This window comes from Paenibacillus motobuensis, assembly GCF_039521865.1.
Lineage (GTDB): Bacteria > Bacillota > Bacilli > Paenibacillales > Paenibacillaceae > Fontibacillus > Fontibacillus motobuensis.
The window spans coordinates 121,383-135,289 of sequence record NZ_BAAACX010000004.1 but is presented as its reverse complement, the minus strand read 5'-3'; the positions used below and the strand labels follow the sequence as shown (position 1 = coordinate 135,289).

At 35.8% G+C, this 13,907-nt stretch carries 14 protein-coding genes; all 14 read left to right on the top strand.

Annotated elements, in window-relative coordinates; all coding sequences use genetic code 11:
* Positions 1-1,170 precede the first annotated feature (1,170 nt).
* The 14 genes from ABD014_RS01890 (at position 1,171) to ABD014_RS01825 (ending at position 13,898) form a co-directional block, all read left to right on the top strand.
* A complete protein-coding gene (locus ABD014_RS01890) occupies positions 1,171-2,442 on the top strand; it encodes a DegT/DnrJ/EryC1/StrS family aminotransferase (protein WP_343856776.1) in 1,272 nt (423 codons plus the stop codon).
* 32 nt (positions 2,443-2,474) lie between these two features.
* Positions 2,475-3,494, top strand: a complete 1,020-nt coding sequence (locus tag ABD014_RS01885) for a Gfo/Idh/MocA family protein (protein WP_343856774.1) — start codon at positions 2,475-2,477, stop codon at positions 3,492-3,494.
* Positions 3,495-4,544 carry an HAD-IIIC family phosphatase gene (locus ABD014_RS01880; protein WP_343856771.1) on the top strand — a complete coding sequence of 350 codons (1,050 nt, stop codon included), beginning with the start codon at positions 3,495-3,497 and terminating at the stop codon, positions 4,542-4,544.
* Between the two features lies 1 nt (position 4,545).
* A complete protein-coding gene (locus ABD014_RS01875; protein ID WP_343856769.1) occupies positions 4,546-4,791 on the top strand; it encodes an acyl carrier protein in 246 nt (81 codons plus the stop codon).
* A 37-nt stretch (positions 4,792-4,828) separates the two neighbouring features.
* Entirely contained in the window at positions 4,829-5,749 is a 921-nt protein-coding gene (locus ABD014_RS01870; protein WP_343856766.1) for a glycosyltransferase family 2 protein, read from the top strand.
* Between the two features lie 18 nt (positions 5,750-5,767).
* Positions 5,768-6,448 carry a 4'-phosphopantetheinyl transferase family protein gene (locus ABD014_RS01865; RefSeq protein WP_343856763.1) on the top strand — a complete coding sequence of 227 codons (681 nt, stop codon included), beginning with the start codon at positions 5,768-5,770 and terminating at the stop codon, positions 6,446-6,448.
* A gap of 44 nt (positions 6,449-6,492) precedes the next feature.
* On the top strand, positions 6,493-7,344 hold the full coding sequence (gene fabD / locus ABD014_RS01860) for an ACP S-malonyltransferase (protein WP_343856761.1): 852 nt from the start codon (positions 6,493-6,495) through the stop codon (positions 7,342-7,344).
* A gap of 26 nt (positions 7,345-7,370) precedes the next feature.
* Positions 7,371-8,087: a thioesterase II family protein gene (locus ABD014_RS01855; RefSeq protein ID WP_343856759.1), complete on the top strand. Its 717-nt coding sequence runs from the start codon at positions 7,371-7,373 to the stop codon at positions 8,085-8,087.
* A gap of 210 nt (positions 8,088-8,297) precedes the next feature.
* The gene (locus tag ABD014_RS01850; RefSeq protein ID WP_343856756.1) at positions 8,298-9,263 is read left to right on the top strand and encodes a class-II aminoacyl-tRNA synthetase family protein; all 966 of its coding nucleotides are present in this window, start codon (positions 8,298-8,300) and stop codon (positions 9,261-9,263) included.
* A gap of 41 nt (positions 9,264-9,304) precedes the next feature.
* The gene (locus ABD014_RS01845) at positions 9,305-10,021 is read left to right on the top strand and encodes an SDR family NAD(P)-dependent oxidoreductase (protein WP_343856754.1); all 717 of its coding nucleotides are present in this window, start codon (positions 9,305-9,307) and stop codon (positions 10,019-10,021) included.
* A gap of 27 nt (positions 10,022-10,048) precedes the next feature.
* On the top strand, positions 10,049-12,004 hold the full coding sequence (locus ABD014_RS01840; RefSeq protein WP_343856752.1) for an aminotransferase class III-fold pyridoxal phosphate-dependent enzyme: 1,956 nt from the start codon (positions 10,049-10,051) through the stop codon (positions 12,002-12,004).
* Between the two features lie 42 nt (positions 12,005-12,046).
* Entirely contained in the window at positions 12,047-12,268 is a 222-nt protein-coding gene (locus ABD014_RS01835) for an acyl carrier protein (protein WP_343856750.1), read from the top strand.
* A 23-nt stretch (positions 12,269-12,291) separates the two neighbouring features.
* A complete protein-coding gene (locus ABD014_RS01830; protein WP_343856748.1) occupies positions 12,292-13,143 on the top strand; it encodes a hypothetical protein in 852 nt (283 codons plus the stop codon).
* Between the two features lie 2 nt (positions 13,144-13,145).
* Positions 13,146-13,898 carry an ApeI family dehydratase gene (locus ABD014_RS01825; RefSeq protein WP_343856745.1) on the top strand — a complete coding sequence of 251 codons (753 nt, stop codon included), beginning with the start codon at positions 13,146-13,148 and terminating at the stop codon, positions 13,896-13,898.
* The last annotated feature ends 9 nt before the right edge of the window (positions 13,899-13,907 follow it).

Here is a 13,907-nt window from a genome sequence, read left to right as displayed (position 1 = left end):
TTGGCAATGGATCAGGATGTCTGATATCATGTCTGCAAATTAAAGAGAAGACCACAGAGGCTTAATGATGTGCCTCGGATCTTTTGGATGGAGCACTTGGTATCCCTGAAATAGTAAAGGTAAGAAGCGTAAGCCAGATGGTAAAATTGTGGAATATTGTTTAGGCAAAATAAGAATGAATCTAGCTGATTAAACCTATCCAAAATTTAAAAAACATAAACACGGGACCCTAAAGTGGGTCCCGTGTTCCTTTATAAAAATTCCTTTAGTATTGTCTTTACTTTCTTTAAATCAGATCGATCGAGTTTCAATAGTAAGTCTATCGTCTCTTGGATGATTGGATCCTGATATTTAAAAACAAAACTCTTTTCAATAAAGAAACATGAAGTTAAAACTGATACGAGTTGAAGATACAATCAATGTTTGGGAAATCACCAAGAGGGTATTATTTAGCGAGGTGAGGTGATACTGTTAATCCGTTTTGCAGAACAATATGATATAGGGATGGCCACTGTCCTGAGTATGAAATAATTTTTGCTGATGAATTGTATAGCAGGTATCAGATCATATGGTGTATGGAAAATTACTATTTTATTTGTCCATAAAGTACCATTGAGTGCCTTAATGATGGGATAGTTTAATTGCTGTTCTACTCAGAGGCTTTCTGGAAGTCCCTGTAATATGGATTCAATACGTCCGTCACGTAATTTTGGATAATAGTTGAGCTACCCCTGATGCTACTTCGCCCAGGACGGAGCGCGCAGCAAGCGATCCACGGAAATTGGTAACTAGATCCTCTCTCTAGTGGTTTCTCATCCCTTTATTAATCAATGCAACAGGATCTAAAATTATTGGGGTAAAACCATTAATTTATATATATAAAGCCCCAGCGAAATTATGTACAATTATGTTATTTATTAGGTGATAACGATTTGACCATAGTTAAAAAATCTTTTCAAGTTTTGTGCTAAAGGAGATTAACGGTAATGAATGAGATGGAAAAGCAATTTATAACTTCAAAATAAATAATTTTAGCCATTGTCTTTCTGGTGCCATTGGGACTATAGCCAAGGATAAGTACCAAACAGACTATAGAGAATCAATTAGTACATACAATCGAAGAACTTAAGGTGGAAATTGGATCGAAGCTAAAAATAAGGAGATAGCATAATGAGGCTTGCAATTGATGGGGGCATTCCGGTTCGAAGTGAAGCGTGGGGGAGTAGCTATATCTGCACAGAAGAAATAAATGAAAAGGAAAAAGAATACGTTCTAAGAGTTTTGGACAAGAAGAGATTGTTTAGATGGGCACCAGAATGCTTAACTGATTCAGAAACATCAAAGCTAGAAAACCTTTATTGTGAAAGATTAGGCGTAACCCATGCGTTGGCGGTCAATTCCGGAACATCTGCCCTATTAGCAACGCTAATTGCTGCAGGAATTGGCCCGGGAGATGAAGTTATAATACCAGCGTTTACATTTATTGCAACCGCTTCCGCTGTTGTTCTAGCTGGTGCAGTACCGGTTATTGTTGATATTGATGAAACTCTAACTATATCGCCCAAATCAATATTAAATGCTCTTACAAAATATACTAAAGCAATCATACCCGTCCACATGAAGGGAGTTCCTTCGCAAATGGATGAGATAATGAAGATTGCAAAGGATAACAAACTTATTGTTATTGAAGATAATGCGCAAGCCAATGGGGGGATGTATAAAGGGAAGCAATTGGGGTCCATCGGAGATGCCGCTTGTTTTAGCTTTCAACAAAACAAGTTGGTTACTAGCGGAGAAGGGGGACTAATTGCAACTAATAATTCAGAAATTTTCTCTAGAGCATGTATATATCATGATGTTGGCTTGTTATTTAGGGATGTGAGTAAAAACACTGTAAATTTTCCCTCTTTTCCTGCTGAAAACTATCGAATGAGTGAATTGAATGCAGCTATCGGTCTAGCTCAATCTGAAAGAATAGATAATTTAGTGGGTAGATTGAGAAAAATTAAACAAAAAATAATAGCTGGTATACAAGATGTTTCACTAATTGAATTACAAAGGGTTCCAGATGTGGAAGGCGATAGTTCGTGCTATGTAATATTCTATTTGCCAAGTCCACAAATCACCATGAGATTCTCAATGGCATTGAAAAAAGAAGGGATCCCAAATAACGTGCTGCGAAGCCGTGGCTTTTCTGATCGACATATATATACGAATTGGGACTTTATTCTTAATAAAAGAGCAATTTACGAAGCCTCTAATCCCTGGAGTAATGGATGGTATAAAGGTGATGTTGAATATTCATTGGAGATGTGTCAAAAAACACTGCAACTTCTATCAAGAGCAATAGCCATTCCCTTACATCAAAATCTCACAACCCGTGATTGTGACGATGCGATTGAGGCGATTCATAAAGTTAGTAATAATTTATTGAATTTATGAAAGGAATAAACTGAATAATGAGGAAGTTACATGTGGCTATAATTGGATGTGGATCTATTGCTAAATCAAGACATATACCTGAGTATATGGCTAATTCAAATACAGAAATTGTCGCGTTTTGCGATGTTCAATTGGAGAGGGCTGAGAAATTAACATCGATTTATAAAGGAAAAGCGTATTCTTCATACAAAGAAATGTTGCATAACGAGAAACCAGATATAGTAAGTATCTGCACACCCCTTGGAACGCATGCAGAAATAGCCATTGACTGTGCAAACAAGGGTGTTCATGTTCTTTGTGAGAAACCAATAGCAACCTCAGAATCTGAAGCATTAGCAATGATTGAAGCGGCGGAACGAAATGATATCCAGCTAATGATAGCGCATAATCAGAGGTTCCTTCCGTGGCATATTAAAGCAAAACAAATTATAAGAGAAGGAAGGCTTGGAAGACCGCTTTCTTTTCGGACATCCTTTTCACATAGCGGGCCAGAAAATTGGAGCGTTGATGGAATTGATTCTTGGTTTTTTGATAAAACTCAGGCTCTCGCTGGTGTTATTGTCGATCTTGGAATACATAAAGTAGATATTATTTGCTGGTTGTTGGAAGATGAAGTAGTCGAAGTTGGGGCAATAATGCAAAACCTATGCAAAAAAAATACAGATATAGACGATAATTCTAACTTAATTCTTCGAATGGAAAATGGGACGATAGGTACTGTGGAGGTAAGTTGGACATATTTTAATGGCGAAAAAAATACTACCGAAATCTATTGCGAAAAAGGGGTTATTAGAATTCAAGATTCTTTCGAGGAGAATGTTGTTGTTGAGCTTACCGATGGAACTGTTGAAAAATACTCACTTAAACAAACAACTATCGGAAAAAGAGGTCAGATCAATAGTATGGTAATAGATAATTTTGTTGACAGCATACTACAACAAAAAAAACCAGCTGTTTCTGGGGAAGAAGGTTTGAGAGCGCTTCAAATCATCCTGGCTGCAATAAGCTCAAGTCAAAGAAAGGAACTAATTCTTATGAATAAGGAGAACTGAATGATTAAATGTGTCGTTTGGGATTTAGATAATACACTTTGGGATGGAATCATAAGTGAAGATTTATCAGTACAACTTCGTCACGATGTACTAACGTTATTAAAGCTTATCAATGAAAAAGGAATAATTCAATCAATAGCAAGCCGTAATGAAAAGACGCCAGTAATGAAAAAAATGGAAGAATTTAATGTCCATCAATATTTTCTTTTACCGCAAATAAGCTGGGATAGTAAAGCTGATGCAATAAAAAGGATCATAAATAGTTTTAATATTAAAGCTAATGATATTTTATTTATTGATGATAGCCAATTTGAAAGGGATCAAGTGAAGCAGATGTACCCGACAATCATGGTCGATGATGGGAGAAATCTGGGGAATATAGTGAAATTGATTAGTCAAAACAATACCTATACCAGTGAAGAGGCAAAGGAACGGATACAATACTATAAAACAGAAGAGATGCGTATTAGTAAAATGGAACAATTCCCAGGAACTGAAATGGACTTTTTGCATTCTTGTGGAATTAAAGTGGAAATGTTGCGAGCAAATGTCGAAGATTTAGAAAGAATTAAAGAGCTGATTGACCGAACAAACCAGATGAATGCGACTGGATTGCGATTGAGTAAAGAAGAGATAATTGAGATGATCAACAGCCCTGACCATGAAATATATATTTCGTTAGTTAATGATAAGTACGGTTCATACGGAAGGTCTGGATTACTGATTGTTTCCAAGGATGATGTATCTAGAGAATATGAAATTATTCAATTGATTGTTTCATGCAGACTTATGGGTAAGGGAATTGCACAAACGTTACTTCACTTTGCATATCAAAAATCAAAAGAAAATAAATACAATTTATTAAGCTGTAGATTTATTAGAAATCAATATAACAGACAAATGATTCTATTATTTGCATCAAACAACTTAACGAATGCTAAAAGTAACGAAAGTACAGCATTTACTAAATACGTATTAGACACAACAATGTTCAACATAAATTTGCCGGACTGGATTACACTAATTGACAATACTAAAGGGGTAAAGTGATATGAATAATCAAGAAATTTACAAACTATTGAGAGACAAACTAGTCGAACTAAGATATTTAAACCCCGATGAAATTTTGAATGAAACGGATAATCTGTTAGACTTGGGCCTCGATTCTATGGGGTTAATAACTATTATTATTGAAATGGAAGCGGAAACTGGGATAGAAGTGCCTGATAGTGAACTTGTACTAGACAATTTTTCTACGATTTCTGCATTTCAGGATTACTTTTTGAGAAATGATTGAAATACTAAGAGAGTTATAGAGAGGTAATAATTACAAAGTGACGATAAGTTTAATTATAACAACTAAAAACAAAGCCAACTATTTGGATTTGACATTATATGGTCTGCAAAGACAATCATATAAAAATTTCGAAACCATTATTGTTAATGATGGGTCTTCTGATGAAACAGACGAAGTCGTTGCAAAATGGTCGAAGATATTGTACCCACTAAAGTATATAAGAAACACTTCCTCTATTGGAGCTGGGAATGCAAGGAATATTGCGCTTGATAAAGTAAGCCGTGATTATGTCTTGTTTTTAGATGATGATCGTCTTCTTGATTTAAACGGAGTGAAGGAACATGTATTAGCTAATAGAGATAATACTACTTCCTTTATATGTGGAAATAGATGGGAAACCTATTCTGGAATTACGCAAAAATCCAGAGATATTTTTTACTCTTTGATGGACAAAGGAGAACTTAGTCGTTATCGAAGACATATTGAACCAATGCCTCGTGTAATGTCAAAAGCCTATCGAGAAAGAGGCCATAGTTGGTCGTTGAAATGGTTTTTAATTTTAACAGGAAATTTGTCCGTGCCCATGTCTATCCTTGAGAAAGTAAATGGTTTTGATGGATCATTAGAAAGATTAGAAGATTTAGAAATGGGCTATAGAGCTTTTAACTTAGGGTATGATGTTCGGTTTATTGACCGCATTGAATCATATCACCTAGCCCACTCCCGTTATAACTACGATAAAGTTATGGCTGGTGTTTATAGTAAACTAAAATTCAAACACTCAAGTTTACAAATACAACTACTCGAACCATTTCTTACTGGAGCGATTTGCCTACATGAGTATGAGTATTTAGTAAATCTTCAACATGAAAAAGAAATGAAATGTAATTGTCATAAAGGCGGGGACTGTGAAAGGATACTGTATTTTACCAATAATAGCACTAATAAAAGAAAGTAGAGCCCTCTGGAGAAAAACATGTCTAAAATTATAGCGTTAAATGTCCCGCAGATAATGGACAGCAAGTTGTATGAAGATCTTCTTACAAAAGTATCAAAAGAAGAAAAAGCGAAAATTGAAAAATTTGCACATAAAGAAGATTCATACCGGTCATTATTAGGGAACATATTAACCCGAGCGGTGATCTGCGTATATTTAGGGATATCAAATGAAAAGATTCAATTTGCTAAAAATCAATTCGGAAAGCCATATCTCCTCAATTCTAATGGTTTCTATTTCAATATCTCTCATTCTGGAGAGTGGGTATTGCTAATTTTCGGTAATAAACCTGTTGGAATAGATATAGAAAAAATTAGAGGCTTTAATATAGAAACAGCGAAGGGATGCCTTTCACAACAAGAATTCTTGCGTCTTCAACAAGTGTCCCAGGAAGAACAACTTGATTATTTCTTTGATCTATGGACTTTAAAAGAAAGTTATATAAAAGCTATTGGAACAGGTCTGTATTTACCGCTAGATTCATTTTCGATTCTTTGTTCTGAAAGTATTATAGCAGTCGAGCCCAATAAAGAAAGATTATTTTTCAAGCAATATTCTTTAGGGAATCAATATAAGGTAGCCGCATGTTCATATGATAGAAACTTTCCCCAAAGGGTCAATGTAGCTCAAATGAATAAGTTGCTAGAAGAGTTGCGTTAAAAATTTCTGCTGACATACTATCGATAAATGAGAGGCGGTATAAAATGAAAGCTTATGTATTTCCCGGCCAAGGATCTCAGAAAAGGGGGATGGGGGAAGACCTCTTTGATGAATTTCCAGATTATCTAAAAATTGCTGATGATATTTTAGGTTATTCGATCAAAGAACTCTGTTTGAATAATCCTAATCAACTACTTAATACGACAAAGTATACACAACCTGCCTTGTTCACTATAAATGCACTCTCATACTATAAATATTTAAGTGAGACAAAAGAAAGCGAACCTGACTTTTTTGCAGGACATAGTCTCGGGGAATATAATGCGCTTTTAGCCGCAGGGGCATTTGGTTTTTCAGACGGATTGAAAATTGTTAAAAAGCGCGCGGAGTTAATGAGTAAAGCTACCAATGGTGGGATGGCAGCTATAGCAGGGCTTGATCAGGAAACAATATCTAAAATTGCCCAAAGTAACTCTCTTTATAGTATCGAAATTGCAAATATTAATTCTTATTCTCAAATTGTAATATCGGGATTCCGTGAGGAGATCGAGAAAATTATGCCTCTACTGAATTCAGAGGGTGCAGTTTTCTGTATTGTTTTACCAGTTAGTGGTGCTTTTCACTCTTCACAGATGTCTGGGTTTAAAAGTGAATTTATAGAGTACTTAAGAGAGTTTAAATTTTGTAAACTAAATAAACCGGTCATTTCCAATGTAACGGCTTGCCCCTACACAGATGAAGATATTCACGGATTGCTCTCTTCTCAATTAGATACCACCGTTAATTGGCTGGGAACAGTAAAGTACCTGCTAAAAAGAGGTGTTGATGATTTTAAAGAGATAGGCCCAGGCGCTGTCCTTAAAAATTTGATAAGAAGCATTATCAATGAGAGCTAATAACGAAAAATTCGAGGTACACCAATGTGCGAAAAGTATTAATTGATTTGATTTGTTTTCCTCATGCAGGAGGTTCATCAGTAAGCTTTAACCATTGGAAAAAAATCATGCCGGAATGGATCAGTATTAACACCGTTGAGTTGCAGGGTAGAGGAAGCAAAATAAAGGAACCGCTATTTAATAATTTTGAAAGCGTGGAGTCCTATATCCTCCGCTCTCTAGGGAACATTATTCGGCCAGATATCCCATTTGCATTTTATGGACACAGCTTGGGGGCATTAATTGCATTTGAATCTGCTAAGAGCATAGGGATGGTTTACGATAGAGAACCCAAGCATGTATTTCTCTCAGGGTGTTTACCTCCTCATTTAGTTCGTAAACAAAAAAAAATAAGTATACTACCGGACGAGCCTTTTTTAAAAACATTAAAGTTATTCGGCGGGTTACCTGAACAGATTCTGGAAAATAAAGATATATTGCAACTGTTTCTACCGATTATTCGTTCCGATTTCGAAGTGTATGATTCATATAATCGTTCTTCGTTAGTTCCGTTAAATATAAATACAACCATTCTATTTGCTAATGAAGATCTATGTACTGGTCAATATAATGTTAATGAATGGAGTAGATATTTCTCTAAAGAAATTCGATACCAGGAATTTGAAGGTGACCATTTTTTTACTGTTAAGGAAGCTGAAAAAGTCGTTAAGTTAATTGAAAATACGCTAAGCACGATATTCTGAAGAAAAATATAACTATGTAGGGATGGTAATGTGGATTCACGATTACAGATGTTGAAGGAAAATACATACATAGATATAGCTAAGGGGTTTGGTTCTCTTATGTTAAGTATGCAGACTGCACCTCGAAATCGTTTGCTCGGGGGAAGTTGTCCCTGAAATCGCAGCGTATCTGTTAAGGACTTTTGAATACTAAACTAAAGTGGGGTAAATATGAACAGTATTTATACGAAGCTTCTTGCAAGTGGGCAGTTATCAAACACTGGTTATCATTATGGAACCTATGCATATAGTGGTCTTTTTTGGAAGTTACTTTTAGCAATAGATGAACTTTTCACCGAACTTGCAAAAGAGGCGTATAACATAATTGAAGAACAGTATCCAACGATATTTCCACTGACTGAACTAAATAACATCAATTATTTTTACAAATTCCCTTCTTTTCCGATTATTAGCTTTCCCTTAAACAAAGACGATCATAAAATCAATCAACAGATTTCTGATGACGCGAAAGCGATGAAGATTGATGACGGTTATTTCAAACATCATCCACATTTCTTTTCTGATGAAAAGTGCTTTGTATATAATCCGTCTACCTGCTATCATACATTTTTAAACAGGAAGAACAGTACTCCGTCTAAGAGACTGACAGTTGTCACAGCAGTTTCACAATGTGCGAGAAACGAAAGATTGGATCCAGCAAATCCAATGAGATTGAGGAATTTCACCATGAGAGAATGTATTTTTATAGGTGATCATGAAAAGGTGGAAGCCCAGGCCAATGCATTCTTCCATAAGTTAGTGGATGAAATTATACAATTGGTTGACACTGTAGATTTGAAATATGCAAGTGATATGTTTTTTGGTGAAGGTCACAAGACAATTGAAGACTTTCAAATTGAGTCAAAAGTAAAATTAGAGATGACTCTGCCAATTCCAAGTGAAACATGTAACACTGATAAAATTGATTTAGCTTGTATGTCAAGAAACCTACATAATAAATTTCTTTGCAAGTCATTCGGAATAAAAAGCGATGAGTTTAGTGTTGAAAGTGCGTGTGTTGCAGTTGGATTAGAGCGTCTGACTTACGCTTTGTTATGTAACTGTGGTTTTGAAATTGAAGAATGGAGAGAATGTCGTTTGAAGGATATTTTGCTTAACAAACTTACTGCTAATTAAAATATTCACGAAAAACTTGGTCTTATTTAAAGGAGATAAATATGGGGCATATATTAGTTACTGGGGGTTCCAGAGGCATTGGAAAGGCAATTGTTGAATCACTAATTACAGAGAACAAATCAATTATTTATACGTATGCGAATGAAAATCCCAACGAAACGCTTTTGAAACAAAAGGCAAAAGACAATGGGGTCACTTGTTTCTCCTATAAGGTGGATCAGAAAGACAGCTCCCAAGTGACTAAATTCTGCAATCAAATAATTTCTGAGTACGATGATATTGAAGCTATTATCCTCAACGCTGGAATATCTCAAAACAGTTTGATATCTAATATAACGGATGAACAATGGCATGAAGTCATTGAAACAAACCTTTATGGTCCGTTTTATTATTTGCGTAATATGTATAATTACTTTATTTCAAAAGGTGAGGGTACGGTAATTACGGTGTCCTCCATGGCGGCAATTAACGGAAGTATCGGTGCTGCAGCGTATGCCGCTTCAAAGGGTGGCATTATCGGACTGGCAAAATCGGCAGGAAAAGAAATGGCTCGCTTTGGAATCAAGAGTTATATTATTGCCCCTGGGTATGTTGAGACAGATATGACAGCGAACTTAAATATGAAAAAAACGGTGAGCAGTATTTTGATGGGCAGACTTGGAACACCTCAAGAGATAGCTGATTTAGTATCATACTTAATTACCAAAAAGAATTTCTTTCAGAATAATATTTTTACTGCTGATGGAGGAAACGTTTGATTATTTTGGATAAGGCAGGTTGATGTAATGAGTAGAACATTGAGTGAACTCAAAGAAGAATTGAGATATATTATTTCGTCTATGTCACAAACTGAGCACCATGAGTTGGAAGGAAATATACCTTTTTCGGATTTTGGTATTGATTCCATGATGATCTCTACATTGATTACTAGATTAGATCAAGAATATGGTGTTGACATTCCAATCAGAGAACTCATGATAGAACTGGATACTATAGATAAACTTTCCAAATATATATCAGACAGAATTGTCACACCTGTAAGCGTCGAACCAACTCATGCTGCTGAAACATCCGATGATCCGGGAGATAGTAATAGTACAGTAAATGTGGTAAATGAGAATTCCCAAGTTTATGTAAACAATATTCTTGAATTCCTAGCTCAGCAGAAGTCAACCATGGAGAGTATTATATCAAAACAGATTGAAGTGGTTGACCGACTTGTGTCTTCGGGAGGAACCAATCAAAAGCATATGGCGAGAAATTCAACAAAGGATATTTCTAGATCGGTCGTAACCTTAACGACTGTTCAACAAAATGAAAAAAATCCTAGCTCGACAAGTCATTTTGTACCATTTGTAAGCAAAGTCCCGGATATATTGACTCAGAATCAAAAGAAATATTTAGTAAACCTACAAGAAAAAATAATTAACAGCACAAAGAACTCTAAGGCAGTTGCACAAGAATATAGGAGTGTACTCGCTGATCCAGATGAGATCGCAGGTTTTTCTCTAGATAGCAAGGAGATTACATACCAGCTCACTGTGGAAAAAGGCATCGGTAGTCATGCTATAGATGTTGATGGAAATCAATATATTGATCTTGCAATGGGGTATGGTTCATTATTATTCGGCCATTCACCGGATTTTCAGACAAAAGCATTAAAAGCTGAAATTGATTCAGGGATTCAGTTGGGATATAGACATCGTCTTGTAGGGAGTGTGTCGGAGAATATCTCCAGACTCACGGGCATGGACAGAGTTGCTTTTTGTACAACAGGCACAGAAGCTGTGATGTCAGCAATTAAAATGGCACGTGCAAGTTCAGGAAAGAACAAAATTGCTATTTTTACAGGATGTTATCATGGTCATAGTGATTTAACGCTAGTAACAAAGTTTGACGAACAGGCGGTAGTGGTTGCCTTAGGTGTGTCAAAAACAATCAGTCAGGATGTAATCGTGCTTAACTATAACGATGCTGAAAGCCTCGATATCATCAGACAAGAAAAAGACAACCTGGCCGCTGTTCTCATTGAACCTATTCAAAGCAGACGTCCTGATGTTCAGCCGGAAAGTTTTCTTAAGGGGTTACGTGAGGTAACAGCCAAGAGTAATGTTTTCCTAATCTTTGATGAAGTAATTACAGGTTTTCGTTGCCACGTTGGTGGAGCAGCAGCACTCTTTAATACAAAGCCTGACATGGTGATTTACGGAAAGACGGTTGCAAATGGTCTTCCGATAGGGGTTATCGCAGGGAAGGCCGAAGTAATGGATGCAGCTGATGGCGGCGCATGGAATTATAGTGATTCTACATTTCCACGCGCTAAACAAACATATTTCGCAGGTACCTTTTTTAAACACCCATTGTCATTAGCATCCGCGAATGCAGTGTTAGAGCAGTTTATACAAAACCCAAATTGGATTCAAGAAACGCTTACAGCTAAGACGGAAAAACTAGTTTCAGAAATCAATCGAATTTTCGACAAATATAAAGCACCACTTTATGTAAGAAACTTCTCATCATTGTTTAAATTCTTTTGCACCGATTCAAATTCACTTTTAGAAATTTTCTTTTTAGCACTTCGTCTTAATGGCATTTATATCTGGAGTGGAAGAACTTGCTTTTTGTCAACAGCTCACACAGAGCAAGATTTAACTAATATCATCCAAACAATTGATGTAGTCATCAGAGATATGCACGATAACCAATTGTATTCAATAAAGGATGGAGTTATCGTAACGTAATTTGATTTTTTAAAACTAAAAAATGAATGTGAGGAAGAGACAATGGGACAAAACGAAATTTTAAAAGTACTTGGAGAAATTGCAGAGGTAGAAGAAGAGATCGTATTGGAAATGGATTTAAAGCACGATTTGGGATTTGATTCACTAATGTACATTGATTTGGCAGTAAAAATTAAAAAAATGACTGGGAGAGAAATATCCGCATTTGAGTTGTCTAATTTCAATCAAGTGAGAAATCTAGTTGAATTTGTTGAATCATTATAAAAATAAGAGGAGTTTACATTTAAATGCGGAGAGTTTATCTAACCTGCATGGACTCAAGTGTCGATTACGCCCAAGAATTAGCATATTCATGCGCTAATCTAGAGGGCTTAGTCAAAACAAAAAAATTACTGGGTGCAGATACTTTAACCAAAGTCAGCAGATCTTTGGCCAAGCATAATGAAAAATATATCTCTGGCTCAACTGAAACCCTTGGTCTTATTTATGCCACTGAATACGGCAACTTGAATTCCATGATAACATTAAGTACTTTGGCGCTATCCGATGAGGAATTATCCACTCGTGTGTTTCCGAATGCCACTATTTGCTCCGCTTCCATCGCAACATCAATGATTATTCAATCCCATGGATTGAACATGACATTGAATGGCGGTTATCTTGGGTATGGGAATGCCTTAGAAATAGCATATATGTATATATTATCAGGGAAATTAGACACATGTTTAGTGATGACTGGGGATGATTATAATGATTTGTCAACTATCGACATACTTAAGTTTGCACCCAGTACCAAAAATCCATTATCAAATGTGACTTTAACGATCCTATCAAGCAATAAATATGTTTCTGGTGAAAAAAGCAAATGCTATTTTATTGAGCATATTAAATTTAAAAATACTGATATGGCTGAAAATAAAGATATATATATCGACAGCATGTATGGAAATAGTACGGCAAAGGGATTAAATGGGATGTCCAGCAAGTTGAGAGAAAATAAGGTTTATGCTGCTAGTTCATTTCCATTCTTTTTGTTGAGAGACAGTATATCGGCTGCAGATTCGGCTGAAAGGATCTCTATCTCTTTTGGGCTTTATGGTCAGAATGAATTTGTGGCTACTCTAAAAAGTGAGGATTAAATTTGGATAATCGTTTATTCTTACGTCCCGATTTCAATATTTTTAAATATCATTTTCCAAGCAAACAACTATTCCCTGGTGGACTAATGATTGATTTGTGCATAGAAATGATAAAAGAGACGTTACCTTTTTCGAAGTCTTTTACTTGTTCTTTTAAATCTCCATGTTTACCTGATAATTCCATTGAGTTTGATACTAAAGTTGTTAGCGACGTTCAAAAGGTTAAAATACTATCGGACTCTCAAGTCAAGGCCCTTATCTCGATCAGCCAGTCTCATGATTTCGCATCCGAATTGCCATATATCAATCCAGATCCCATAACGAACAATAATTTTGGATTTATTCATGCAAAAGAAATTACTTTTTTAGATCAGTATCTGCTAACTTCAAGAAAACAGAATCAAATAAATGCAGCTGGAAAATACATTGCAGGGGATAATAGAAAATACTTCGCTACGGAATTTTCTGCGAATCCTAATTTCGGCATATTTTTTGAATTGATAGAATTTATGGGTCTTACATGTCTTGCGGCAAATCATGAAGCGGGAATATTGAGCCCAAAAGATTTATATGGTTTTGTGAAAATTACGGGTTTTCAAATAAAGAGGCCGATTAGAGAAAAGGAATTGTTAACATGCTTTATCACTAGCGACAAAGATGATATCGCATTATCTTGGAGTGGATATATCACTAGCGGATGCGAGGTAATCGCAATCGTTGAAAATGTGCTGAGTATCTTGATAAAGGAGAACTGAACTTGGAAA

Bases quoted from the DNA above. Each gene is read 5' to 3' on its own strand.
- ABD014_RS01890 (WP_343856776.1), top strand. From the start codon at position 1,171: ATGAGGCTTGCAATTGATGGGGGCATTCCGGTTCGAAGTGAAGCGTGG.
- ABD014_RS01875 (WP_343856769.1), top strand. From the start codon at position 4,546: ATGAATAATCAAGAAATTTACAAACTATTGAGAGACAAACTAGTCGAA.
- ABD014_RS01845 (WP_343856754.1), top strand. From the start codon at position 9,305: ATGGGGCATATATTAGTTACTGGGGGTTCCAGAGGCATTGGAAAGGCA.
- fabD (WP_343856761.1), top strand. From the start codon at position 6,493: ATGAAAGCTTATGTATTTCCCGGCCAAGGATCTCAGAAAAGGGGGATG.
- ABD014_RS01840 (WP_343856752.1), top strand. From the start codon at position 10,049: ATGAGTAGAACATTGAGTGAACTCAAAGAAGAATTGAGATATATTATT.
- ABD014_RS01850 (WP_343856756.1), top strand. From the start codon at position 8,298: ATGAACAGTATTTATACGAAGCTTCTTGCAAGTGGGCAGTTATCAAAC.
- ABD014_RS01835 (WP_343856750.1), top strand. From the start codon at position 12,047: ATGGGACAAAACGAAATTTTAAAAGTACTTGGAGAAATTGCAGAGGTA.
- ABD014_RS01865 (WP_343856763.1), top strand. From the start codon at position 5,768: ATGTCTAAAATTATAGCGTTAAATGTCCCGCAGATAATGGACAGCAAG.
- ABD014_RS01830 (WP_343856748.1), top strand. From the start codon at position 12,292: ATGCGGAGAGTTTATCTAACCTGCATGGACTCAAGTGTCGATTACGCC.
- ABD014_RS01880 (WP_343856771.1), top strand. From the start codon at position 3,495: ATGATTAAATGTGTCGTTTGGGATTTAGATAATACACTTTGGGATGGA.